The sequence below is a fragment of the Terrabacter sp. Root181 genome, from assembly GCF_001428505.1.
Lineage (GTDB): Bacteria > Actinomycetota > Actinomycetes > Actinomycetales > Dermatophilaceae > Terrabacter.
The window spans coordinates 1,509,974-1,534,931 of record NZ_LMHU01000001.1 but is presented as its reverse complement, the minus strand read 5'-3'; the positions used below and the strand labels follow the sequence as shown (position 1 = coordinate 1,534,931).

At 72.4% G+C, this 24,958-nt stretch carries 21 protein-coding genes; 4 read left to right on the top strand and 17 right to left on the bottom strand.

Features of this window, described 5'->3' with window-relative positions; genetic code table 11:
* Positions 1–123: 123 nt before the first annotated feature.
* Positions 124–351 carry a helix-turn-helix domain-containing protein gene (locus tag ASD90_RS07155; protein WP_020142994.1) on the top strand — a complete coding sequence of 76 codons (228 nt, stop codon included), beginning with the start codon at positions 124–126 and terminating at the stop codon, positions 349–351.
* A 27-nt stretch (positions 352–378) separates the two neighbouring features.
* On the opposite strand, the gene ASD90_RS07150 is transcribed toward ASD90_RS07155, so the two are convergent.
* On the bottom strand, positions 379–924 hold the full coding sequence (locus ASD90_RS07150) for a hypothetical protein (protein WP_056754617.1): 546 nt from the start codon (positions 922–924) through the stop codon (positions 379–381).
* A gap of 98 nt (positions 925–1,022) precedes the next feature.
* On the opposite strand from ASD90_RS07150, the gene ASD90_RS07145 reads away from it, so the two are divergent.
* Together ASD90_RS07145 and ASD90_RS07140 are read left to right on the top strand one after the other, a co-directional pair.
* Positions 1,023–2,234: a hypothetical protein gene (locus tag ASD90_RS07145; protein ID WP_056753330.1), complete on the top strand. Its 1,212-nt coding sequence runs from the start codon at positions 1,023–1,025 to the stop codon at positions 2,232–2,234.
* Positions 2,234–2,773: an Rv3235 family protein gene (locus ASD90_RS07140; RefSeq protein ID WP_056753327.1), complete on the top strand. Its 540-nt coding sequence runs from the start codon at positions 2,234–2,236 to the stop codon at positions 2,771–2,773. Before ASD90_RS07145 ends, ASD90_RS07140 begins: the two co-directional genes overlap by 1 nt.
* 100 nt (positions 2,774–2,873) lie before the next feature.
* Here the strand turns inward: ASD90_RS07140 and secA are convergent, their stop codons facing one another.
* The 9 genes from secA to ASD90_RS07095 form a co-directional block, all read right to left on the bottom strand.
* On the bottom strand, positions 2,874–5,717 hold the full coding sequence (gene secA, locus ASD90_RS07135) for a preprotein translocase subunit SecA (RefSeq protein ID WP_056753324.1): 2,844 nt from the start codon (positions 5,715–5,717) through the stop codon (positions 2,874–2,876).
* Positions 5,718–5,920: 203 nt separating this feature from the next.
* Complete coding sequence (locus ASD90_RS07130) at positions 5,921–7,207, bottom strand: winged helix-turn-helix domain-containing protein (RefSeq protein ID WP_235506415.1); 1,287 nt, start codon at positions 7,205–7,207, stop codon at positions 5,921–5,923.
* Positions 7,208–7,272: 65 nt separating this feature from the next.
* Positions 7,273–7,956 carry a response regulator transcription factor gene (locus ASD90_RS07125; protein ID WP_157610749.1) on the bottom strand — a complete coding sequence of 228 codons (684 nt, stop codon included), beginning with the start codon at positions 7,954–7,956 and terminating at the stop codon, positions 7,273–7,275.
* A gap of 136 nt (positions 7,957–8,092) precedes the next feature.
* Positions 8,093–8,746, bottom strand: a complete 654-nt coding sequence (gene hpf / locus ASD90_RS07120; RefSeq protein ID WP_056753321.1) for a ribosome hibernation-promoting factor, HPF/YfiA family — start codon at positions 8,744–8,746, stop codon at positions 8,093–8,095.
* Positions 8,747–9,016: 270 nt separating this feature from the next.
* The gene (locus ASD90_RS07115) at positions 9,017–9,898 is read right to left on the bottom strand and encodes a ComF family protein (RefSeq protein ID WP_157623037.1); all 882 of its coding nucleotides are present in this window, start codon (positions 9,896–9,898) and stop codon (positions 9,017–9,019) included.
* Between the two features lie 104 nt (positions 9,899–10,002).
* Positions 10,003–11,796 carry a GerMN domain-containing protein gene (locus tag ASD90_RS07110; protein ID WP_056753317.1) on the bottom strand — a complete coding sequence of 598 codons (1,794 nt, stop codon included), beginning with the start codon at positions 11,794–11,796 and terminating at the stop codon, positions 10,003–10,005.
* The gene (gene mtrB, locus ASD90_RS24220; protein WP_304437878.1) at positions 11,793–13,547 is read right to left on the bottom strand and encodes an MtrAB system histidine kinase MtrB; all 1,755 of its coding nucleotides are present in this window, start codon (positions 13,545–13,547) and stop codon (positions 11,793–11,795) included. The genes ASD90_RS07110 and mtrB overlap by 4 nt, the downstream gene beginning before the upstream one ends.
* A 1-nt stretch (position 13,548) precedes the next feature.
* Positions 13,549–14,226, bottom strand: coding sequence for an MtrAB system response regulator MtrA (gene mtrA, locus ASD90_RS07100; protein ID WP_056753314.1), 678 nt, complete (start codon positions 14,224–14,226; stop codon positions 13,549–13,551).
* A 231-nt stretch (positions 14,227–14,457) separates the two neighbouring features.
* Complete coding sequence (locus ASD90_RS07095) at positions 14,458–15,015, bottom strand: hypothetical protein (RefSeq protein ID WP_235506414.1); 558 nt, start codon at positions 15,013–15,015, stop codon at positions 14,458–14,460.
* A 170-nt stretch (positions 15,016–15,185) separates the two neighbouring features.
* Between ASD90_RS07095 and ASD90_RS07090 the strand changes: the two genes are divergently transcribed.
* Entirely contained in the window at positions 15,186–16,763 is a 1,578-nt protein-coding gene (locus ASD90_RS07090) for a hypothetical protein (protein ID WP_056753311.1), read from the top strand.
* A gap of 110 nt (positions 16,764–16,873) precedes the next feature.
* On the opposite strand, the gene ahcY is transcribed toward ASD90_RS07090, so the two are convergent.
* The 7 genes from ahcY to ASD90_RS07055 form a co-directional block, all read right to left on the bottom strand.
* The gene (gene ahcY / locus ASD90_RS07085) at positions 16,874–18,310 is read right to left on the bottom strand and encodes an adenosylhomocysteinase (RefSeq protein ID WP_056753303.1); all 1,437 of its coding nucleotides are present in this window, start codon (positions 18,308–18,310) and stop codon (positions 16,874–16,876) included.
* A gap of 255 nt (positions 18,311–18,565) precedes the next feature.
* Positions 18,566–19,426, bottom strand: a complete 861-nt coding sequence (locus ASD90_RS07080; protein WP_056753300.1) for a hypothetical protein — start codon at positions 19,424–19,426, stop codon at positions 18,566–18,568.
* 195 nt (positions 19,427–19,621) lie between these two features.
* On the bottom strand, positions 19,622–20,563 hold the full coding sequence (locus tag ASD90_RS07075) for a DUF808 domain-containing protein (RefSeq protein ID WP_056753297.1): 942 nt from the start codon (positions 20,561–20,563) through the stop codon (positions 19,622–19,624).
* Positions 20,564–20,605: 42 nt separating this feature from the next.
* Positions 20,606–21,997, bottom strand: coding sequence for a mycothione reductase (locus ASD90_RS07070; protein WP_056753294.1), 1,392 nt, complete (start codon positions 21,995–21,997; stop codon positions 20,606–20,608).
* A gap of 95 nt (positions 21,998–22,092) precedes the next feature.
* Positions 22,093–23,241, bottom strand: a complete 1,149-nt coding sequence (locus ASD90_RS07065; protein ID WP_082588524.1) for an SIS domain-containing protein — start codon at positions 23,239–23,241, stop codon at positions 22,093–22,095.
* Positions 23,242–23,246: 5 nt separating this feature from the next.
* Positions 23,247–23,453, bottom strand: a complete 207-nt coding sequence (locus ASD90_RS07060) for a Trm112 family protein (RefSeq protein WP_056753292.1) — start codon at positions 23,451–23,453, stop codon at positions 23,247–23,249.
* On the bottom strand, positions 23,450–24,958 hold the full coding sequence (locus ASD90_RS07055; RefSeq protein ID WP_056753289.1) for a phosphomannomutase/phosphoglucomutase: 1,509 nt from the start codon (positions 24,956–24,958) through the stop codon (positions 23,450–23,452). Before ASD90_RS07055 ends, ASD90_RS07060 begins: the two co-directional genes overlap by 4 nt.

Genomic DNA, 24,958 nt, shown 5'->3' with positions numbered 1-24,958 from the left:
TTCCCTGCCGTGGACCGACCGCTCGAGTGGCAGTCGGGCGGCGGTGTCCGTGCCCGGAGGCGGCGCGACGGGTACGGGTGTGGTCGAGGCCGTCGACGAGACGGTGCCAGAGGAGGAGACAACGTGGCCCAGCGGTTCCTGCAGCTCGCCGAGGTGTCGGAGATCCTCAACATCTCCTCCGCCCAGGCCTACGCCCTCGTGCGGTCCGGTGAGCTGCCGGCCATCAAGATCGGTGGCCGTGGCCAGTGGCGTGTCGAGGCCACCGAGCTCGAGGGCTACATCCAGCGGATGTACGCGGAGACGAAGTCCTTCGTGCAGGCGCACCCCTTCGGCGGCTCAGCCGAGGAGTGAGCCCGGGGCCGCCCCGCCCCGCCACCCTCAGAGGCGACGCACCGACGCGAGCGACCAGAAGGGTACGAGCAGCCGCCCGGTGACGTTGGCCGAACGCCGCGTCTCGTCGGGCGCGTGCTCGGCCAGCTCGAGGTGGTCGGACCCGACGACGTCGACGGTCCCCGTAGCCGGGTGCCCGTCCACGTCGACGACCTCCACGACGGCCCGGTCCCGGCTCACCGCCCGCAGCGCCGCCCCCAGCACGAAACGTCGGGCCACGACCGACGGCGTCCGGGCTCCCGGCCCCAAGCCCGACACGGCCCGGACCGCCGCAAGCGCCACCAGGACGGGCCGTCCCGGCGCGGTCTCGACGAGCGCCCAGTCGGGGCCGACGTCGACGAGCCGTCCCGCGACCACCCGCTCTCGCAGCCGCAGCCCGACGTGCGTCGCGTCGACATGGGCGAGCAGTCGCGCGTGGACGTCGAGCAGCGCCCGCTCACGCCGGGTCCGGTCTGCGACCTCGGCCTCGAGCCCGCGCACGTCATGCAGCGCGAGCTGGGCCTCGAGGTCGTCGAAGAGGCGGTCCCAGCGCATGCGCACACCCTCCCCTGCCCCGAGGACCGGGGCCACTCGATGTTTCTTGACCAACACCATACTTGACCAAACGTAGGTAAACTGCATTGAATGAAACCATGAACAGGGGAGCGCAGGCATCGACGGCCGCACGGTGCTCGGCGCTGACCACAGCCGGGGGCACGACAGCGGAGCCGGGCACGGCCCCCTTCGTCCGGCGCAGCCCGCGCGTCACCGACGGAGGACCACCGGCCACCGCCCGTTCGGTCCGGGCCGGCGCCCTGGGCCTCGGTGTCGCCGTCACGGCGCTCGTGCTCCTCGCGGCCGTCGCCCGGCGAGGCCTGGGCGCGACCGGTGGCACCGCCCGGCCCGACGACGTGCTCCTCGTCCTGCTCGCCTGGGTGGGCGTCCTCCTCGCCGCATGGCTGGCGCTCGGGTGCCTGCTCGGCCTCGCCGCCCTCCTGCCGGGGACGGCGGGACGGGTGGCGGGCCAGGTCGCCGAACGGGTCACCCCGGTCGCGGTGCGCAAGGTGCTGACCCTCGTCCTCGGCGCCTCCGTCGGCTCGATGGCGCTGCCACCGGCTGCGGTGTCGAGCGCCGACACCGGGCCGACCGCACGCGACGCCGGGGGTCAGGCCTCGTCTGCCGCGCCCGGGCTGTCACCCGGCTACACCCCGACCGACGTGACGCCCGGCTACACCCCGACCGACCTGACGCCCGGACACACGCCGACCGACCTGACGCCCGGCTACACCCCGACCGACCTGAGGCCCGGCCACGCACCCCCGGACGGTCGGAGTCCTGCTCCAGCAGGCCCTCCCCGGTCAACCCCGGGGGCCTCTCTCCCCGCCCTCCCGGATCCCACCGTCGGCGCGGGGCCCGGATACGCACCCACCCCGGCACCCGCCCCGCAGGGAACCGGGGCACCCGCACCGCCAAGCGCCCTTACCGGCCCGGGCTACGTCCCCACCCGACCCGCCCCCGTCCACGACGCCGACCGCTCACGCCTGCTGGCGCCGGCCCCGCGGCCCGCGGCATCGGCGCACGACCTCGTCACCGTCCGTCGCGGCGACTCCCTCTGGGCGATCGCCGCTCGTCACCTCGGTCCGGGCGCTTCCGACGCCCAGGTCGCCCACGAGTGGCCGAGGTGGTACGCCGCCAACCGCGACGTCGTGGGCGAGGACCCCGACCTGCTCGTTCCCGGGCTGCAGCTCCGTCCACCCTCGAGCGCGCCGGCACCGGCCGCCGCGTCCCGGTCGACCTCGCCCCACCCGTCCGTCACCCACCCCGGCGTCGGCAGCGGCGCCGCCGCTGAGCAGGGAGCCCGGTGATGGCCAGAGCGACGCCCGCAGCCGACCCGGCGGCCACGTCCGCGCGCGACGGCTTCACCGTCCGACGCATCCCCCAGACCGCACCACGGATCATCAGCGCCGACGAGGCCTGGCACGGCGAGCCGCCCTACGCCCAGGACGCCCTCGCCCTCGACTTCTTCGGCGCGCGCGACGACGAGGACTTCGGCCGCCAGCCGACCCGCACAAGCCTGCTCCCCGAGCCCGCCCCGCTCGTCGTCCGCCTCGCGCAGGCCATCATCGAGGTCGTCTCGGGCCAGCGACCCGCCCCGCAGCTGATCCGCCACACGGCGCCGACGATCTACTCGGTCATCGCCCGGCAGGCCATGGTCGCGGGCCGGCGTCGCGCGCCCGGGCCGAGACGTCCGGCGATCGTGCGTCGCGTGCGCGTGTGCGAGCCCGCCGACGGCATCGTCGAGGCCTGCGCCGTCGTCGTCTCCCACGGCCGCGTCCGGGCCCTCGCCCTGCGGCTCGAGGGCCTCGACGGTCGATGGCTCGTCACGGCGCTCACCATCGGCTGACCGCGACCCGTCATCGACGAGGGCACACGCGGCGTACGCCCTCGGACCGGGCGGCGAACGGCCCGGCACCCTCAGGGGCCGGGCCGTCTCGCGTGGTGGGTCAGCGGCGCTTGCGCTTGACCTTCTTGCCGCGGCGGTCGGCCTTGCGCTCGACGGTCTGCTGGCCGCTGGTCTCGACGGCGCGACCGTCCTCACCGGGAGCGGTGTAGTGCAGGGCTGCCGGGCGCTGCGCCCCGGGGTCGAGGTCGACGCCCGAGACCCGGACACCGGAGCCGAACGGGCGACGTCCTGCCGCCAGGGCCTCCGCCTCCTCGTCCGTCTCGCCGTTGCGGGCGGCGGCACCCGTCGTGTCGTCGGCCACGTGGCCGGCAGCGGCGAGCCCGCCGACGAGGTCCCCGACCGACATCGGTGCGGCCCCGACGGGGGTCGCAGCGGCCTCAGGAAGCTGCACCTCGACGGAGAAGAGGTGGCTGACCGACTCCTCCTTGATGGCCTCCATCATCGCCTCGAAGAGCTGGAAGCCCTCGCGCTGGTACTCGATGAGGGGGTCGCGCTGGGCCATGGCCCGCAGACCGATGCCCTCCTGGAGGTAGTCCATCTCGTAGAGGTGCTCGCGCCACTTGCGGTCCAGGACCGACAGGACGACGCGGCGCTCGACCTCACGCATCGTCTCGGCGCCGAGCGTCTCCTCGCGCTGGTCGTACGCGTGGTGCGCGTCGGACATGAGCTGCTCGCGCAGCAGGTCGGCGGTGATGGCCTGCCGGCCGCCGGCCATGTCCTCGACCTCGTCGACGGTGAGCGAGACGGGGTAGACCTGACGCATCGCGTCCCAGAGCTTCTCGAGGTCCCAGTCGGCCGCGAAACCCTCGGCCGTGGCGGCGTCGACGTAGGAGCCGACGACGTCGTTGACGAACAGCCGCAGCTGCTCGTGGAGGTCCTCGCCCTCGAGCACTGCGCGGCGCTCGTCGTAGATGACCTGGCGCTGGCGGTTCATGACGTCGTCGTACTTGAGGACGTTCTTGCGGATCTCGTAGTTCTGCGCCTCGACCGAGCCCTGGGCCTTCTGGATCGAGTTCGTCACCATCTTCGACTCGATCGGCACGTTGTCCTCCATGCCGGCCGTCTGCATGAAGCGGTCGACGAGGCCGGCGTTGAACAGACGCATCAGGTCGTCGTTGAGCGAGAGGTAGAAGCGCGACTCGCCCGGGTCGCCCTGGCGGCCGGACCGACCACGCAGCTGGTTGTCGATGCGTCGCGACTCGTGGCGCTCGGTGCCGAGCACGTAGAGTCCGCCGAGCTCGGTGACCTCCTCGTGCTCCGCCGCGACGTCACGCTCGGCCGCGGCGAGGGCCTCGTCCCAGGCGGCTTCGTACTCCTCCGGCGTCTCGTGCGGGTCGAGACCGCGGCGCTTGAGCTCTGCGACGGCCCGGAACTCGGAGTTGCCGCCGAGCATGATGTCGGTGCCTCGACCGGCCATGTTCGTCGCGACGGTGACGGCGCCCTTGCGACCGGCGTCGGCGACGATGGCGGCCTCGCGCTCGTGCTGCTTGGCGTTGAGCACCTCGTGCTTGATGCCGCGCTTCTTCAGCTGCTGCGAGAGGTACTCGCTCTTCTCGACCGACACGGTGCCGACCAGGACTGGCTGGCCGACGGCGTACTTCTCGGAGATGTCGTCGACGACGGCGTCGTACTTGGCGACCTCGGTGCGGTAGACGAGGTCGGCCTGGTCCTTGCGGACCATCGGGCGGTTCGTCGGGATCGGGATCACGCCGAGCTTGTAGATCGAGTTGAGCTCGGCCGCCTCGGTCTGGGCGGTGCCGGTCATGCCCGAGAGCTTGTCGTACATACGGAAGTAGTTCTGCAGGGTGATCGTGGCGAGCGTCTGGTTCTCGTTCTTGATCTCGACGCCCTCCTTCGCCTCGATCGCCTGGTGCATGCCCTCGTTGTAGCGGCGGCCGGGGAGCATGCGGCCGGTGTGCTCGTCGACGATGAGGATCTCGCCGTTCATGACGACGTAGTCCTTGTCCTTCTTGAACAGCTCCTTGGCCTTGATGGAGTTGTTGAGGTAGCCGATGAGCGGCGTGTTGACCGTGTCGTAGAGGTTGTCGATGCCCAGGAGGTCCTCGACGCGCGCGATGCCGGACTCGAGGACGCCGACGGTGCGCTTCTTCTCGTCGACCTCGTAGTCGCCGCGGCCGTCCTCACCGCGGTTCAGGCGGGCGGCGATGCGGGCGAACTCGACGTACCACTTGGTCGCGAGGTCGGCCGGGCCGGAGATGATGAGCGGCGTGCGCGCCTCGTCGATGAGGATCGAGTCGACCTCGTCGACGATGCAGAAGTTGTGGCCACGCTGGACGAGCTCGGCGGGGTCCCACGCCATGTTGTCGCGCAGGTAGTCGAACCCGAACTCGTTGTTGGTGCCGTAGGTGATGTCCTTGGCGTACTCGGCACGACGCTGCTCGGGCGTCATCGAGGCGAGGATGCAGCCGGTCTCCATGCCGAGCGCGCGGTGCACGCGGCCCATCAGCTCGGACTGGTACTCGGCGAGGAAGTCGTTGACGGTGATGACGTGGACGCCCTTGCCCGACAGGGCGTTGAGGTAGCTCGGCAGGGTCGCGACGAGCGTCTTGCCCTCACCGGTCTTCATCTCGGCGACGTTGCCCTGGTGCAGCGCGGCACCACCCATGAGCTGCACGTCGAAGTGACGCTTGCCAAGGGTGCGCTTGCTCGCCTCGCGGACGGCCGCGAAGGCCTCCGGCAGCAGCATGTCGAGCGTCTCGCCGTTGTCGAGGCGCTCGCGGAAACCCTTGGTCTCGTCGCGCAGCTCCTCGTCGGTGAGCTTTTCGAAGTCGGCCTCGAGGGCGTTGACCTGCTTGGCAAGGCCCTGGAGCTTCTTCAGGGTCCGGCCCTCGCCGGCGCGAAGCAGCTTCTCGATGACGGCCATCTGGTGATCTCACTCCCGACTGAACGTGTGGACTCGCCCGGTGGGCGGGCTCCATCGCCCGTGATGGGTCACGGGACCCGCCTAGGCTAGCCGCCTTCCGGACACAACGACCAACGCATCGGCGGTCGGGCCGGTTCCGGCACCGGCGCAGCCCGCGCCCCCTCCCGTCACCGACGGCGTATGCCGTGTGCCCGGGGGCGCGCTCAGCGGCTCGTGGCGGCGTCGGCCGGGGCGGGCTGCTCGGGCGCGGCGAGCGCGTCGCCCGACGCGGCGGGCAGGTCGCCCGACGGGTCGAGGGACAGGTCGACCCGACCGAGTCCGAGCCAGTCGGCCATCGACTCGAGGTTGGCAACCAGGGCGGGGCGGGCGTCGGCAGGGGCCCCGGGCTCCCACGTGACCCGGTGGCAGCGCAGCACGCCCGCGACGCGGTCGGCCTTGAGGTCGCAGCGCGCGACGAGGGCGTCGCCGTACAGGAAGGGCAGGACGTAGTAGCCGTGCACGCGCTTCTGCGCCGGCGTGTAGATCTCGATGCGGTAGAGGAAGTCCCAGAGGGCGTGGATGCGCTCGCGCTGCCAGACGAGCGAGTCGAAGGGACTGAGCAGGGCCTCGGCGTGCACGCGCCGGGGCAGCCGTGCCTCGGCGTGGAGCCAGGCCGGCTTCCAGCCCGGCACGGTGACCGGGATGAGCTCGCCGTCGGCGACGAGCTGGGCGATGGCCGGGCGGGCGTCCTCGCGCTTGATCCGGAAGTAGTCGGCCAGGCACAGCTCGGTGCCGACGCCGTGGGCCCGGGCGGCGATGCGGACGAGCTCGAGATGGCGGTCGGGGTCGGCCTCGGGACCCGGCCGGTCGGTCCAGGCCGCCCGCAGCGGCGGTGGGGCGGTCGCGGCGAGCGCGGCATAACGTCGCTCGAACTGGGTCGTGCGCCCCGCGGAGCTGATCTGCCCGGCCCAGAAGAGGTACTCGAGCGCCTGCTTGACGTCGGACCAGTTCCAGCCCCAGTGGTCGGTCCGGCGCGGCTGGTCGTGCGCGAGGGCGACCTCGACCTCCCGCGCCGTCATGGGGCCACGGGCCTCGACCTCGGCCCGCACCAGGTCGACGTAGTCGGGGCGCTCCTCGAGGATGCGCCGCATCCCGCCCCACGCCTTCTCGGCGGCCGCGCGCATGCGGAAGTCGAGCAGCGGCCACGTCGAGGGCGGGACGAGACTGGCCTCGTGGGCCCAGTACTCGACGAGGCGCCTCGGGGCACGGTCGCGGGCCCGGTCGAGGAGCGCGGGGTCGTAGGGCCCCAGACGTGAGAAGAACGGGAGGTACTGGCTCCGGGCGAGGACGTTGACGCTGTCGATCTGGACGACCCCGACGCGGTCGATGACGCGCTGCACATGGCGCATCGTCGCCGCGAACGGCTCGGGTCTCGGGTCGAGGAAGCCCTGGGCGGCGATGGCGACGCGGCGGGCCTGGGCGCGCGTCATCGGGCGCGTGACGACGGTCATGGACGGTGCTCCTGGACAGGTCGGCCGTGTCGGCGGGGTCGGCCGTGTCGGTCGGGTCAGTTGGGTCAGTCGGGGTCGATGAGCCGCTGGCGCACGGCATACATGGCTGCCTCCATGCGTGAGTGCATCTGCAGCTTGTCGAGGATGTTGCGGATGTGGTTGCGCACGGTGTTCTCGGAGATGAACAGCTCGGCGCCGATCTCGCGGTTGAGCTTTCCCTTGGCGACGCGCTGGAGGATCTCGAGCTCGCGCTGGGTCAGCCGCGGCAGCTCCAGGCCGGGCGTCGGCGCCGGGGGGACGTCCTTCTGGCTGATCGCCTTGAACTCCTCGAGCAGCTTGGAGGCCATGAGCGGAGAGAGCAGGGACTGACCCTGGAAGACGCCGCGGATGCCGGCCGCGACCTCCTCGGGCGGCACGTCCTTGAGGAGGTAGCCGTTGGCCCCGGCGCGGACCGCCTCGAAGAGGTTGGCCTCGTCGTCGGAGCTCGTCAGCATGAGGATGCGCGCCGAGGGGACCCGCTGCTTGATGACCCGGCACGCGTCGATGCCCCCGCGCTTGGGCATGCCGACGTCCATGACGATGACGTCGGGCAGGATCTCCTCGGCCTGGTCGACCGCCTCGACCCCGTCGGCGGCCTCGCCGACGACCTCGATGCCGTCCTCGGTCGACAGGACGGTCTGCAGTCCCCGGCGGTAGAGGGCGTGGTCGTCGACGATGAGGACACGGATGACGTCGGGGGGCGGGTTCACCCCTCCATCTTGGCCCAGACCACGGACACCGCGCCCGCCGGAGGCCCCGCCGCGCCGTCGGGGCACCGGGGACCCGTCGGGGCGTCCCCTCGGGAGGGGACGCCCCGACGCCGTCGATGCCCGGGGTGCAGGGGGTTCAGCCCGTGGCGGCGACGGCGGCGTCCGCGTCGGTCTCGAGGTGCAGCACCCCGTAGCTCCAGCCGCGTCGCCGGTAGACCACGCTCGGGCGGTCGGTGTCGGCGTCGTGGAAGAGGAAGAAGTCGTGTCCGACGAGCTCCATCTGGTTCACGGCGTCCTCGAGAGACATGGGCGCGGCCGTGTGGATCTTCTCGCGGACCTCGATGGGAGAGTTGCCGAGCGCACCGAAGCGCTCGAGGTCGTCGACGCGGCCCTCACCGGAGTCGCCGGAAGCGGCGTCGCCCCGGGCGGACCCGTTGGCAGAGGCGTCGATGCGTGCGGTCGCCTGCGCGACCGACTCGGGGATCCGTCGTCCGCGGCTGACCTTGCGCTTGTCGTGCACCCGCCTCAGGCGGTCCATGAGCTTGTCCACGGCCGCGTCGAGGGCGGCGTACTTGTCGTCGAGACAAGCCTCCGCCCGGATCACGGGGCCCTTCGCGTGGCACGTGATCTCGACCTTCTCGGACCCGCGGGCGACCCGCTCGTGGGTGACGACGACGTCGATGCGGTGCACCTTGGGCGCGAGCGCGGGCACCTTGGCCAGTCGCTCGTCGAGCTGCTCACGGAATCGGTCGGGGATCTGGACGTGGCGCCCAGTGACGACGATCTCCACGGTTCCTCCTTGATCGCGCACGTCTTCTTCGTGCGGTGCAGTGAGAGTGTTTCCGGGCCTCTGGTCACCTAGGACAGGCCCGCGGTCGACGCGGCACCACCCCTTCCTGTCGATCACGTCCCGGGGAGGCGGCCGGCAGGCCGTTCCTCGTGGGACGGGGGTCCATGACTCGACACTACTTGGGCCGCGGGCCCACTGGAAGGCGTGCCGGACATCCCCCGGCAACATCACACGCACGGCGCCCGCCGGGCCACCCCCACCCGCCCCGGGTCATCCACGGGTCCGCTGGGTGGCGGCCAGCGAGGCCCCCATGACGGAGCCGGCGCCCGCGGCTCGGAGCGCCCTGGCCGCCTCGGCGAACGTGGCACCGGTGGTGACCACGTCGTCGACGAGCAGGCAGCGCCGACCCCGGATCACGCTGCGCCACAAGGGGATCACAGACAATGCCCCAGCGAGGTTCCCGCGACGCTCGACCGTCCCGAGCCCGGACTGGTCCTCGACCCGGCGCACGTGGCGCAGGGCCGGGGCGACGCGCAGCGCGGGTCCCGGTCGGTCGGCGAGCTGCGCCACCGCCGCCTCACACAGTCCTGTCATCGGTGTGTCGCCGCGTTCGCGCACGGCGCGCCGCGAAGAGGGCGCGGGCACGACGAGGACGGCTCCCCCGTCCCAGCCGGCGCCGGCCAGTGCTGCGTCGAGCGAGGTCGCGAGCAGGGGCACGAGCACGGCCTCGAGGTCGCGGCGGCCGGCGTCCTTCCACGCCGACACCGCGGCCCGGAGCGGGTCGGCGTAGACACCCCAGGCGTGCACCGGCGGCATGCCGTCCGGGACCGGGTGCGGGACGACCCAGGGCCCTCCCCCGTGCACGCGGGCACCGGTCGACACCACGGGCGTACGCGTGGAGTGCCCGCGCGCGTCCCGTGACGCCGCGGCACCGAACGCCAGATCGGCGAGGGCACGTCGGCAGCGTGCGCACCAGAGGCTGCCCGGGCGCAGGCACCCACCGCACTCCCGTGGCAGGACGAGGTCGGTGAGGGCGCTGTCCCGCACCCGGGCCAGGGCGCCCGACAGGACGACCCGCACGGACCGTCCGACGGCTCCGGCCCGCTCGAGGCGTGACGGGCTCCCCGGCCCCGGCCCGCGATGCCCTCGCACGGCTCCAGCCCACCGCACGGGGACCCGTCGGTCGAGGCAGCCTCCCGCCCCTGGGGACGGTAGGCGTCACCGCCGAGGGGCTGTGGACGGGCGGAGGGCGCCGCTCAGCCGCCGGGGACGAGGACGTCGCTGCCGCGCTCGATGAGCGGCCAGTTGGAGCCGGCCCTGGCGAGCACCCGGTTGTCGCTCGTGACGATGATGAGGCCGCGTGGACCGCCGACGGTCGTGATCGTGACGGCACCGGGGACGGGGCTCAGACGCGCTGCCCCCGAACGGGTCCCGTCGACGCCGGCGCCGATCGTCGCGAGCCAGGCGCGCATCGCGTCGCCCTTGCGCACCTGCCCCAGCACGGCGTAACTGACCGGGTCGAGCCACGTGACGTCCTGGATGCGCGTCAGCGACTGGGCCTGGCGCAACGGCTGCGACAGTCCCTCCGGCTCGCCGTTCGTCGCCCGGACGATGCCGCTCAGACCGAGCTGCTCGTCGCCCCCCGAGCGGTCGGTCGTGACGACGAGCACGCGCGTGGCGTCGGCCGCGACGGAGATGGACTTGACCCGGCGGTCCCCGAGCCACGGCGTGCTGATCGGCTTCGGCGTCGAGTCGGGGTCGCTCGAGACGGAGTCGAGGACGAAGACCCGGTTGTCGCCGTGCCCGTCGCTGCCCGCGATCCACAGGTAGCCGTCGGCGTCGTAGACGGGCCGGATCAGCGACGCGGCGAACGGTGCCACCGACCTCGGCTGCTCGGTGGCCTTCCAGATCGACAGGTCCCGGCGGTTGGCCGACACGGCCGCGACCTGCTTGCCGTCGACGGACAGGGCGAGGGTGCGCCACGTGTCGGGGATGCGCGCGACGTCCCCGTCCTTGGGCTTGAGGTCAGGTCGCTTCGCATCCTGGGTGTCGGGCACGTAGCGCGGGTCGAAACGGCGGAGGGCGTCGCCCGTGCGCAGCAGGGCCGTGTCGAGGAAGGTCTTGGGGACGAGGCCGTAGCCGAGCTCCGACGCGGACGCCACCGAGGTCACGCTGCCGGGCAGCTCGAGCTGGGTGCTGTCCACCGCCAGCGACACCGAGCTCACCGACGAGATCTGGCTCAGGGTCTTGCTCAGCTGGGCCCACATCGCGGCCCGTCCGACCGGGTCCGCGGACAGGGCCTCGCTGCTGAGGTTGACCTGGGCCCTGCCGTTGACGACGGGGACGGCGTTGACGGCCAGACGGGTGCCCGCGGGCACGCCCGTGGTGACGGCGCCGGCGAGGTGACCGGGGACGGCGCTCAGCTGGGCGCGGGCCAGAGTGGTGGCCAGCCGGGTCCCGATCGGGAACCACCGCGAGTCGGGCACGAGGTCGCGGCCGGTGCGCGTCACGTAGTGGACGACGCGGTTGACGTAGACCCGGTTGAACTGGTCGTTGTCGAGCCACAGCCCGAAGCCCGTGCTGGGCAGCTCGACGCGCCACTCACCGCCGACCTTGGTCAGGCCGAGGATGACCTTCTCCCGCGCGCCCGGGGGCTGCTCGACGTAGCGTCCGTCCGGCGTCAGCCGGGCGAGCCCGGCCGCGCTGACCTCGACCGTGTCGTCGGTCAGCCGTCGCACCGTGAGGTCACCGTCGTAGACGACGACGTCCTCGCTCGACCAGCGCCACAGGTCGACGGACTGCGGCACGAGGAACGACCGCCCGGTCGCGTGGGTCTCGTCGGTGTCCTCGCCGGCACGGAGGAAGCCGCGGACGACGGCCTCCTGGCTCGCCCCGTCCACCGGACCGACGGCCACGACGCGGACCGGCTCGTTGAGGACCTCGCCGAGCGCGCGCCCCTCGACGACCGGGCCAGTGGCGGGCAGGCCGCCGCAGGCCGCGAGGGTGGTGGATGCGACGAGCAGCAGCGCCGCGAGGCCGCGGGCTCTCACGGGGCACGCTCCACGACGATGCGTCGCAGGCGCACCGTGTCGTCGTCGGCAGGCTGGTCGGGACCCGACGAGCCGGGGCGGCCCGCGGTGTCCATGGAGTCGTCCCGTCCGGCCGCGCGTGCCCGGGCGGCCTCGGCTGCGAGCGGGCTGAGCGGCAGCGGCGAGCTCGTGATGGTCGCGTCGGCCTGGCGCGGCAGGGTGAGGCGGAAGCACGACCCCTCGCCCCGGGCGCCCCAGGCCTCGAGGCGGCCGGCATGCAGCCGAGCATCCTCGAGGGCGATGGCGAGGCCCAGGCCGGTGCCGCCGGTCGTGCGTGCTCGGGCGGGGTCGGCCCGCCAGAAGCGGGTGAAGACGAGTGCCGCCTCGCCCGGACGGAGCCCGACACCGTGGTCCCGCACGGTCACTGCGACGGCGGAGTCGTTGGAGCCGATCGTCAGCTCGACGGGCTTGCCCTCGCCGTGCTCGACGGCGTTGGACACGAGGTTGCGCAGGATGCGCTCGATGCGTCGCGAGTCCATGTCGGCGACGACGGGGCTCGAGGGTGCGTTGACGACGAGCCGGGTGCCCTTGCGCCCGGCCAGGGTGCGGTGGGCGTCGACGGCGCGCTCGACGCAGGCGCGCAGGTCGCTCGCCTCGACTTCGAGCACCGCGGCGCCGGCGTCGAAGCGGGAGATCTCGAGCAGGTCGCTGAGCAGCGACTCGAAGCGGTCGAGCTCCCCGCGGAGCAGCTCGGCCGAGCGTGCCACGGTCGGCTCGAAGTCGCCGCGTGAGTCGTGGATGAGGTCGCCGGCCATGCGGATCGTCGTGAGCGGCGTGCGCAGCTCGTGCGACACGTCCGACACGAAGCGCTGCTGCACGCGCGAGAGGTTCTCGAGCTGGGCGATCTGCTGCTGGATCGAGGCGGCCATGCCGTTGAAGGAGGTGCCGAGGCGCGCGAGGTCGTCCTCGCCCTTGGCCTGCATGCGCTCGTTGAGGTTGCCCTCGGCGAAGCGCTCGGCCACCGCGGCGGCGCGACGCACCGGGTCGGCCACGAGGCGCGTCACGACGAAGGCGATGGCACCGATGAGCAGGATCAGGGCAGCCCCACCGAAGAGGAACGTCTGCCCGATGAAGCTGATGATCTCGCGCTCGCGGTCCATCGGGTAGATGAAGTAGAGGCCGTAGTTGCCCGCCACCGGGAGCACGACCTTCTGGCCGACGATGACGGCCGAGATGCTGTCGCTGCCCTCTTCGATGGTCGCGACCTGCAGGTGCTGTCGCTCGGGCTGGGCCGCGACCTGCTGACGCAGCTCGTCCGGGATGAACCGGACGCCCACGCTTCCGCTCTCGATCGGCCCGACGATGAACGGCGACCTGTTGTCATCGAGGCTGGTCAGCACGACATAGCGGGTCTCGTTGCCGGCGTCGCGGCGGTAGGTGTTGATCAGCGTCGTCGCGAACTGCGTCAGCTTGGCCTGCGTGTCGGTCTGGTCGGTCGAGTCGAACTGTCCCTGCGCGTCGGTGGCGTCGCGCAGGCTGTCCTCGGACGCGATGCGCTGCCGGCTGTCGACGAGCCCCTGCGCGATCGAGCCGTAGAGGTAGGTGCCGACCGCGGTGAGCACGAGGATGCCAAGCAGCATCGTCACGACGACGACGCGGAAGCCGAGCGAGGCCCGCCAGAGATGGAGCAGCCGGCGCCACGCGCCACGCAGCGCCGAGCCCACCCGCGAGGCGAGGCCCGCGGGTCCGCTCCGGGCCGCGCGTTCGGTCATGTCAGGTCGGCCCGGCCTTGTAGCCGACACCACGGACGGTCACGACGATCTCGGGCCGCTCCGGGTCGTGCTCGATCTTGGAGCGCAGTCGCTGCACGTGGACGTTGACGAGGCGGGTGTCGCCCGCGTGGCGGTAGCCCCAGACCTGCTCGAGGAGCACCTCGCGGGTGAACACCTGCCACGGCTTGCGGGCGAGCGCGACGAGGAGGTCGAACTCGAGCGGCGTCAGCGACAACGACTCGCCGTCGCGCTTGACGGAGTGGCCGGCCACGTCGATCTCGAGGTCGCCGATGGACAGCTTCTCGGGCGCCGGCTCGTCACCGCGGCGCAGCCGGGCGCGGACGCGGGCGATGAGCTCCTGCGGCTTGAACGGCTTGACGACGTAGTCGTCGGCGCCGGACTCGAGACCGACGACGACGTCGACGGTGTCGGTGCGTGCCGTGAGCATGACGATGGGCACCCCGCTCTCGGCGCGGATGCGGCGGCAGACCTCCATGCCGTCGAGCCCCGGGAGCATGACGTCGAGCAGCACGAGGTCGGGCCGCGACTCACGGAAGGCGCCGACCGCCTCGGAGCCGTCGGCCACGTGCGTGACCTCGAGCCCCTCGTTGCGCAGCACGATCCCGAGCATCTCGGCGAGTGCGAGGTCGTCGTCGACGACCAGTACCCGACCCTTCACGACACACTCCTTCCCGGGACCCGCGGACCACGCGCCCCGTACGTCCTGACCAAATCATCACACACGCCTGACGACCTGCTGACCGTCCCGAGCCCCCACCCGGGGCCGTATGCCGTCCGCGCACCCTCCGCGGCCGCCTCCCGAGAGCGCGCCACGCGGCCTCCGGCCTCGGACGCGACGAGGGCCCCGACCGTGGTCGGGGCCCCTCGTCGAACGGCTCGGCGCAGCCGCTCAGCTCTGCGTGACGTACCACTTGCCGCCGATCTTGACGGCCTTGAAGCTCGAGACGACGTCGGCGGCGAGGGCCGGCTCGGTCGTGACGCTCTCGAAGGTGGCGTTGTTGCCGTTGACGGTGGCGCCGCTGATCTTGAGGCCCTGGAAGGCGGCCCCGAGCTCCTTGATCTGGTCGAGCATCGGTGTGATCGTCTTGCCGCACGCTGCGGCTGCGCCCGGGATGCTCGAGATGGCCTTGCCACCCGTGGCCATGAGCTCGCACACGGTGTTGCCGTCGCCCGCCACCATGGCGCCGAGCCACGACGTCATCGCGGCCTCGGGCGTCGACTGGTCGACCGGCCCGGCGGTCGCGCCGGGCGTGCCGGTCCCGGTGCCCGTGCCCGTGGCGCCGGTGTCGTCGGTCGTGCCCGACGACATCGTGTCGGACGGAGAGGTCGCGCTCGAGGTCGAGCCGACCGCTGAGGTCGGGGTTGCCGCCGGGTCGACGGACTTCGAGCAGGCGGCGAGCGAGACGGAGAGGGCCAGTGCGAGTGCACCGGTCAGGAGCTTCTTCATGGAGGGTCCCTGCCAGACGGGTGGTCGGTGAGTCCCCCGATCCTCCCACGGGACGGGGCTCCCGGAGCCGTGAGGGGCGGGGCGCGACCTGCTCCCGGGGATGCACGACGCCGGGCGCCAATCCCCCCCAAAAGCCCCCGTGCGGTCCGGCGAGCGGGGATGATCGCCCGGTGACGAGCGACACGAGGGGAACGACCCCGGCCGCCGCGCTGGACCCGCAGGCCGGACCTGCCGCCGGCGCAGCGGGCGGCACGCCCGACCGCACCTCCGGCGGCACGCCCGACGGCACCTCCGGCGGCACGCCCGACGGCACCTCCGGCGGCACCCCCGAGAGCGGTCAGGAGCCGGCACCCCGCGGTCGACGTGGCCCCCTCCCCCTCGGCGTGCGCCAGGCCCTGCCGGGGCTCGTGATCCTCGTCGCCGTCATCCAGATCGCGCGTCCGGTCGGGGATCCCGACACCTTCTGGCACCTGGCGGCCGGCGACCGGCTCCGCGAGACGTGGACCTTCAACGGGCCCGACCCGTGGAGCACGATGTCGACCCAGCCGTGGCGGCTGCACGAGTGGCTGCCCGAGCTGCTCATGAGCGTCGTCCAGCAGCTGCTCGGGCTGCCGGGCGTCGCGTGGCTGCTCCCGCTCGGCGGTGCCGCCATCGGCCTCACGCTGTGGCGCGCGACCCGGCCGCGGGCCTCGCTGCTCGCCTCGGCCGCCGTGACGTCCGTGGCCCTCGTCGCGATGAGCCAGAGCCTGTCGCTGCGGCCCCACCTGCTCTCCTTCGCCTTCGCGGTGGCGTTCACCGCCGCGTGGCTGCGCTCGGCCGCCGACGGCCGCCCCAGGTGGTGGCTCGTGCCGGTCACGTGGGTGTGGGCCTGCACGCACGGCATGTGGTTCTTCGGGGTCGTCATCGGCGTCGTGGCGCTGGCCGGGATCGCCCTCGACCGTGCCGTGACCCGTCGACAGTGGCTGCGGCTCGCGCTCGTTCCCCTCGCCTCGGTCGCCGCGGCCGCCGTGACCCCGACCGGGCCGGAGCTGCTCCTGTCGCCCTTCGCCGTCAACGAGACGACCCAGTACATCGAGGAGTGGATGCCGCCGTCGCTCCACCAGCCCGGCTTCCTCGCGTTCCTCGCCCTCGCCGGCACCGTCGTGCTCGTGTGGGCGCGCTCGCGGCACCGCGTCCGCTGGACCGACATCCTGCTCGTCGGCCTGGCGATCGGGCTGGCCCTGCTCTACAGCCGCACCGTGGCCGTCGGTGCCGCCGTCATCGCGCCTGTCGCAGCAGTGACCATCCAGGGCCTGCTCCCACCCGACCGGGAGCCGGTGACCCGGCGCGAGGTGGGCCTGACCGTCGGGCTGACGGCCCTCGGCCTGCTCGTCGCGGCGCTCGTCCTCCCGACCAGGGCGGCCGTCCCGGCCTGGGGCGCCAACGACCTCGACACCCCCCTCGGCGCGCTGCCGCAGGGCACGGTCGTCTGCAACGACTACGGCGTCGGGGGCTGGCTCATCTGGCGTCACCCGAACGTGCGCCCCACCATCGACGGTCGCGTCGAGGTGTATGCCACCGGGCACGTCAAGGAGCACATCGACTTCGAGCGGGGCGCCCCTGGCTGGCAGGACTACGTGCGCCGGACCGGGTGCACCTACGCGCTGCTGACGAAGGGACAGCCGGTCGTCGAGGCCCTGACCCAGCAGGCCAAGTGGACCGTCGTCCAGCGCGGCTCCGAGTACGTCCTGCTCCGCGCGCCGCTCTGACGGCGAACACCTCCGCCCCGGACGGACGTATGCCGCCCACCTCCGTGAGGTGGGCGGCATACGTACGCCGTTGCGTGCCGTCCCGGTGAGGAGCGGCGGTGCGGGTGGGCTCAGTAGCGGTAGTGCTCCGGCTTGTACGGGCCGGCGATGTCGACGCCGAGGTACTCGGCCTGGCCCTTGGTCAGCTCGGTGAGCCGGACGCCGAGGGCGTCGAGGTGCAGGCGCGCGACCTTCTCGTCCAGGTGCTTCGGCAGGGTGTAGACCTGCTTGGCGTAGTCGCCGGTCTTGGTGAAGAGCTCGATCTGGGCGATCGTCTGGTTGCTGAAGCTGTTGCTCATGACGAAGCTCGGGTGGCCGGTCGCGTTGCCGAGGTTCATCAGGCGACCCTCGGACAGCACGATGATCGAGCTGCCGGACGTGAAGGTCCACTCGTGGACCTGCGGCTTGATCTCCGTCTTCTGGATGCCGGCGACGCGAGCGAGGCCCGCCATGTCGATCTCGTTGTCGAAGTGGCCGATGTTGGCCACGATCGCCTTGTTCTTCATCTTCGTCATGTGCTCGGCCGTGATGACGTCGTAACAGCCGGTCGTCGTGATGAAGATGTCGGCGGACTCGACGACGTCCTCGAGGCGGGCGACCTGGAAGCCCTCCATCGCGGCCTGCAGGGCGCAGATGGGGTCGATCTCGGTGACGATGACGCGCGCGCCCTGGCCACGGAGGGACTCGGCGCAGCCCTTGCCCACGTCGCCGAAGCCGGCGACCACGGCGACCTTGCCGCCGATGAGGACGTCGGTGGCGCGGTTGAGACCGTCGATGAGCGAGTGGCGGCAGCCGTACGTGTTGTCGAACTTGCTCTTGGTCACCGCGTCGTTGACGTTGATGGCCGGGAAGAGCAGCTCGCCGGCCTCGGCCAGCTGGTAGAGGCGGTGGACACCGGTCGTGGTCTCCTCGGTGACGCCCTTGATGCCGGCGGCGACCGTGGTCCACTTCTGCGGGTCGGTGGCGAGCGTCTGGCGCACGAGCTCCTTGAAGACGCCGAACTCCTCGGAGTCCTCCTCGGTGGTCGGCGGCACCTGGCCGGCCTGCTCCCACTCGCGGCCCTTGTGCACGAGCATCGTGGCGTCGCCGCCGTCGTCGAGGATCATGTTCGGGCCCTCGCCGCCGGGCCAGGTGAGGATCTGGTCGGTGCACCACCAGTACTCGGGGAGCGTCTCGCCCTTCCAGGCGAAGACGGGCACACCCTGGAGGTCGTCGGCCGAGCCGTGCGGGCCGACGACGACGGCCGCGGCGGCCTCGTCCTGCGTCGAGTAGATGTTGCAGGAGGCCCAGCGGACCTCGGCACCGAGCGAGGTGAGCGTCTCGATGAGCACGGCCGTCTGGACGGTCATGTGGAGCGAGCCGGCGATGCGGGCGCCCTTGAGGGGCTGGGCCTCGGCATACTCCTCGCGGATCGCCATGAGGCCGGGCATCTCGTGCTCGGCGAGTCGGAGCTGGTGTCGGCCGGCCTCGGCGAGGCTCAGGTCGGCAACCTTGTAGTCGAAGGACATGAGTGATCGTTTCCTTTGATCGTCGGTGTGCAGACCCGGCGCGCCCCTCTGGGCTCATCTGGCGGGTCATCACCCACGCCGGCAGTCGCCCAGTCTAGCGGCGCGCCCGACGGGCCTCGAATCACCTGTCGAGCCCTGAGCGTCGTCCGCCTCCCCGCTCTCTGACACCCGCACACCTTGGGGTCGGCCACCCACCGCGCCCGGTGTGACGATGACCTCGAGGTGTGCGGGGCGGTGGGGTGAGGATCGCGCAGGTCAGGCGGCACGACGAGCAGCCCGGCGGGCTGCGCTCTCGATCCGGCGTCGGATGCCACCGGGGTCGCCGAGCTGTGACCACACCACTCGGACGACCTCGTAGTCCTCGTCGCGGATCGCGTCCTCGCGGACCTTCTCTGCGAAGAGGGGGTTGTCGGCCGGCAGGCCGGCCCTGCCGTCCCCCTCAGCCGCGCGGGCTGCAGCTGCGGCACCTTCGGCGGGGCGGTACTTCACCGCACCGTCGAACTCGAGGACGACGGGATGGTCGTCGAGCAGTGCGTCGACCCGCTTGGGCCCCTGCCTCGTCCGGATCAACACCTGGGGCGTCGCACGGATCTCCAGCCCGCGCAGAACCGCTGCGAGCCGGGTCTCGCCCGGAGACTCGTGCCGCCCGTCCGCGTGGGCCAGCGCGGCTCGGACGGGTGCGATCCCGGTCTGCACCACCGCGACGGCGATCGGCAGGACGGGTCCCGACGTGGTCTCTCGGACCCGCGGTCCCGGTAGGGCGGGATGCACTCGGTACCCCTGACGAGACCTCGACCCGCGGTCGCGGACCCGGGTGACGTGGACGACGGAGAGGTCGGCGCGCCAGACCGGGATCCCGACCGCGAGCAACCGCGAGTGGTGGCTGGCCGCGACCCGGCCCTCGAAGTGGCGGAGCAGCGCCCGCAGGCCGAGCAGGTGCCGGTCCACGGCGTCCACCGGATCACGGGTGGCGAACCAACGGCGGACGAGGCGGTGCAGGCGCCCGTCCCGGCAGAGCCGCTCGATGTCGTGCGAGGTCAGGCCGACCTCGTGCAGTCGGGCTGCGTCGACGACGTCGTCGTCGCAATCGGGCACGAGATCCGGTGCGAGGTCCATGCCGTCAGGGTGCGCGCCACGTGCCGCCGTCCCCGATGCTGGGGCACCCGCTGTGGACACCGGCGGGTGCCGGGACCGGGGTGTGGACGGCGGCTCGAGGCCACCCACCCCTCGGGGACGCACCTTGTGGACAGCAACACACGGCATACGCGGCGTGGTCGACCCCGAGGTGTGCCGCTGGACCCCGCACGCGCGTCAGTGCGTGGCCGCGGCCTCGTCGTGCTTCTTGCGGCGCGGGAGGACGTGGAGCACCGCGACGACGACCGCGCCGACCACGAGGCCGATGAGGGCCGAGGCGAGCGTGTTGACGACCCACGCCAGGAAGCCGCCGATGCCGGCAACCCCGGACACGCCCTCCTCGAGGTGGTGGACGACGTCGTAGAGGGCGTGCCAGCCGAGCTCGTCGACGCCGACGAGGAGGATGTGGCCACCGACCCACAGCATCGCGGCGATGCCGACCGTCGACAGGACCGAGAGCAGCTTCGGCATCGCCTTGACGAGGCCGCGCCCGATGCGCTGCGAGGCGCCCGACTCGCGCTCGGCGAGGTGCAGGCCGACGTCGTCCATCTTGACGATGAGGCCGACGACGCCGTAGACGAGCGCCGTGATGAGCAGCGCAACGATGACGAGGATGATGAGCCGCGAGACGAACGGCTCGGTGTCGACCTCGTTGAGGGCGATGACCATGATCTCGGCCGACAGGATGAAGTCGGTGCGGATCGCGCCGGAGACGACGGCCTTCTCGTCGACCTCGCCGACCTCGGCCTCCTCCTCCTCGTGTCCGGCGACGATCTCCCAGACCTTCTCGGCGCCCTCGTAGGCGAGGTAGGCGCCGCCCACCATGAGGATCGGGGTCAGCAGCCATGGGAGGAACTGGCTGAGCACCATGATGACCGGGAGGATGATGAGGAGCTTGTTGCGCAGGGAGCCGAGGGCGATCCGCTTGATGATCGGCAGCTCGCGCTCGGGTGCCAGCCCCTGCACGTAGCGCGGGGTGACGGCCGTGTCGTCGACGACGACGCCGGTGGCCTTGACGCTGGCCTTGGCGGCCGCCGCACCCACGTCGTCGACGGACGCCGCCGCGAGCTTCACGAGTGCCGCGATGTCGTCGAGTAGGGCTACGAGTCCGCCTGCCATGGCGTCATCCTAGGGTGGTCTGGGAGGCGGCTGGGAACGCGCTCAGGCCGGTGCGTCGAGCTTCAGCCCGAGCAGCGCGTTCTCGACGACCTCCGCCAGGGCCGGGTGGATCCAGTACTGCCCGCGGGCCAGGTCGTGGACCGCGGTGCCGAACGCCATGCCCTGCACGAGGGGCTGGATGAGCGAGGTGGCCTGGGCGCCCATGAGATGGGCGCCCAGGAGGAGTCCGGTGTCGGGGTCGGCCACGAGCTTGCAGACGCCCGTCGTGTCCTCCATCGCCCAGCCGTACGCCGTGTCGCCGTAGGCCTGCACGTATGCCGTGTGGGCCAGCCCCTGGTCCACGCACTCCTGCTCGGTCAGGCCGACGGTGGCGATCTGGGGGTGGCTGAAGACCCCCGACGGCACGTTGTCGTGAGGCAGCCGGCGCAGCTCGTCGGGGTGCACGAGGTTGTGCGCGATGGTCCGCGCCTCGGCGTTGGCCAGGTGCTTGAGCTGGTGGGGCGCACTGATGTCGCCGAGGGCCCACACCCCGGGTGCGCTGGTGCGACCCCAGGCGTCGACCTCGACGCGCCCGTCGTCGAGCAGGCTCAGGCCACCGGCGTCGGCTCCGAGCCCCGCGCTGTTGGGACGGCGACCGGTCGCGACGAGCAGGAGGTCGGCGTCGACGACGGCCGTGCTGTCGAGGTGGAGGCGGACCCCGGCTCCCCCGTCGCCCCGCCCGAGACCGACGACGCTCGTGCCGGTGCGCACGTCCCACTGCTCGCGGGCGAGGTCGGTGAAGCGCTGCGCGATCTCGGTGTCGAGGTGACGCAGCAGCAGCGAGGAGCGCGCGACGACGGTCACGTGCACGCCGAACGAGGCGAAGACGTGCGCCATCTCGGCCGCGATGAAGCCGCCGCCGATGATGGCTAGCCGCTCGGGCAGCGCGTCGATGCGCATGATCGTGTCGGAGGTGTGGAACGGCACGCCCGACTCGGTGACGACCTCGGGGACGACCGGGTGGGCGCCGGCGGCCACGACGACCTGGTCGGCCGTCAGCGTCTCCTCGCGTCCCTCGCCGAGGTCGACGGTGAGCGTCCGGTCACCCGTGAAGCGCGCATGCCCGAGGTACGCCGTCGTGTTGGGACCCTCGACGCGGTAGCGCCGGCCACCGTCGGAGATGGGGTCGATGCGCCCGAAGACCCGGTCGCGCACGTCGGCCCAGCGCACGCCCTGCAGGGTGGCGTCGACGCCGAAGCGGCCGGCGTCGCGCACGTCTCGGGCCATGTCCGCGGCGTAGACGAACATCTTCGTCGGGATGCAGCCGACGTTGAGGCAGGTGCCACCGAACGTCCCGCCCTCGATGATCGCGACGCGTTTGTCGTCGAAGTCGGGCGTCACGAGCGAGTTGCCCGATCCGGTGCCGATGATGGCCAGGTCGTAGTGCTCCGTCACCGTGGCAGCCTACGTGGCACACCCGGCCGAGCCGGGACGGCATCCGGTCCCGTGCGGCCCGCCCACGGCATACGCGGCCGGTCGTCTCCGGGGGCTCAGGTGTCCCGGGCCCCACGCAGCAGGCGGACGTGGGGCGACGTCGCGGGGTCGAAGCCGAAGCCCAGAGCGAGGTAGGTCGCGGCGAAGTCGGTCAGGGCGACGTGGTGGGCGAGGCGCAGCAGCGGGTCGGCTGCGGGGGCGTCGACGAGCGACACCCGGACCCCGGCGTCCTCGGCGACGGACACGACGGTGTCGGCGAGGCCGTGGCCGTCCCCGGGCGAGGTGTCGCGCAGCATGATGAGCCGCAGCGGCGGCCGGCTCGGGCCGTCGAGAAACGGGTCGGCGAAGATGTCGTCGCTCCCACCGCCGCCGGACTGGCCGGGTGCCAACGGACCGTCGAAGCACGCGACGATCTGGCTGGCCGCGTCGGGCAGGGCGCCGTGCGCGACGGGCACCCGACCGGTGCGACCGAACATCGCGGCGGCCCGGCGTGCGGTGACGTCGCCGAAGGGGCCCTCACCGAGGACGATGGGCGTCGACTCGGCCAGCTCGGTCGCGAGCACCTTGGCGGGGTTGACGAACGACTCCGACGAGGGACGCGCGTCGGTGGCCGTGCGGTCGAGGAGGTCGGCGAGCTCGGCGAGCGTCTCCTGGCTGACGGACGCGATGCCCATGGCGTCGGCAGCGAGCAGGGCCGGCGTGGCCTGGGCCCACACCGACGTGCGGGAGGACGAGCCGCCGACGGCGATCGGGACGTGCACGCCGTGGGCACGCGCGCAGACCTCGGCCAGCGGCGACTCGCCCGCGCCGACCGTCACGAGGAACGCACCGCGCCGGGCCGCCTCGGCTGCGAGGGCGAGGGTGCCGGCCGCACGACCGGACTGCGACACCGCGATGACGACGTCGAGGGCCCCCACCCAGCCGGGCAGCGACCCCGACGAGCAGCTCTGGACCGGCAGCGCCGACGCGCCGCGCGAGACGGCCTCGAAGAGGTCGGCCACGGCGACCGACCCGCCGGCGGCCGCGACGACGACGCCGCGGGGCTCGACGTCACGCAACCGGTCGAGACCGGCCTCGGCCGACGCGGCGACGGTGCGGCGCACCTGGGCGCCGGCGCCGGCCAGGGCGCGCAGGGTGTCGCTGGAGTCGAGGGAGGCGAGGGCACCCTCGTCGTCGAGGCGGGCTTCGTCGAACACGGCGCCCACGGGCCTCAGCCGTCGGTGCGTCGGGCGAGGTCGACGAGGAGGACGGGGACGCCGCCCTCGACGGGGTACGCGAGGTGGCAGGCGTCGCAGCGGAGCTCGGCGACCTCGGCGTCACCGACGACGTTCACCGCGTCGGTGAGCTCACCCTTGCACTGCGGGCACCGGATGATGCCGCGCAGCCACGGCTCGATGGTCTGCTGGCTCTGGCTCACGAAGCGTCTCCTGCGTCCTGGACGGTGGTGGACCCGGTCTCCTCGGGAGCGTCGGGTGCGTCGGGGGTGTCGGCGCCCGACCGGATGAGGGCGAGCAGCTCGTCGCGCACGTCCTGCATCGTCTCACGGTCGGCGGCCTCGACGTTGAGCCTCAGGAGCGGCTCGGTGTTGGAGGCGCGCACGTTGAACCACCACATGGGGACGTCTCCCTCGGGGCTCGTGACGGTGAGCCCGTCGAGCTCGTCGGTGCCGGCCCCACGCACCTGGGCCCAGGCTCGCACCTGCTCGACGACGGCGGCCTGGTCGGTCACGGTCGAGTTGATCTCGCCGGAGGCGACGTAGCGCTCGTACTCGTCGCAGAGCTCCGACAACGGGCCGTCCTGCTCACCGAGGGCGGCGAGGACATGCATGGCGGCGAGCATCCCGGTGTCGGCGTACCAGAAGTCACGGAAGTAGTAGTGGGCCGAGTGCTCGCCACCGAAGACGGCTCCGGCGCGGGCCATCTCGGCCTTGATGAACGAGTGACCGACGCGCGTGCGCACCGGCGTCGCGTCGTGCTCGACGACGATCTCGCGCACCGCGGCGCTGGAGATGACGTTGTGCACGATCGACACCTCGGTGTCGCCGCCCTCGCGGGCCCGGAGGATCTCGCGGACCGCGACGAGGCCGGTGACGGCACTCGGCGAGACGGGCTCGCCGTCGGCGTCGACGACGAAGCAGCGGTCGGCGTCACCGTCGAAGGCGAGGCCGATGTCGGCGCCGTGCTCGCGTACGGCGGCCTGGAGGTCGACGAGGTTGGCCGGGTCGAGGGGGTTGGCCTCGTGGTTCGGGAAGGTGCCGTCGAGCTCGAAGTAGAGCGGGACGATCTCGAGCGGCAGCTCGGGCAGGTCGGCGCCCGTGCCGAGCACGGCCGGAACCGTGTGACCGCCCATGCCGTTGCCGGCGTCGACGACGACCTTGAGGGGACGCGAGCCGGACAGGTCGACGAGGCCGCGCAGGAAGGCAGCGTAGTCACCGAGCAGGTCGCAGGTCGTCACCGACCCGGGACCGCCGGCCGGGTGGGCCAGTCCGGTGCCGCCGTCGAGCAGCCACTGGGCGAGGTCGCGGATCTCGGCGAGACCGGAGTCCTGGCCGACCGGACGCGCCGCCGAGCGGCACAGCTTGATGCCGTTGTACTGGGCCGGGTTGTGGCTCGCGGTGAACATGGCGCCGGGCAGGTCGAGGGCGCCACTGGCGTAGTAGAGACCGTCGGTCGAGCAGAGCCCGATCACGGTGACGTCCACGCCACGCGATGTCACACCGGCGGCGAAGGCCGCGGAGAGCTCGGGCGAGCTCGGCCGCATGTCGTGGCCGATGACGACGCCGCTCGCGCCGTCAGGCACGGCGACGACCTCGGCGAACGCGGCACCGATGGCGTGGGCCACGTCGGGCGAGAGCTGGTCGGGCACGATTCCACGTACGTCGTAGGCCTTGACGAAGTCTGCGAGGTGGGGCACGCCGAACAC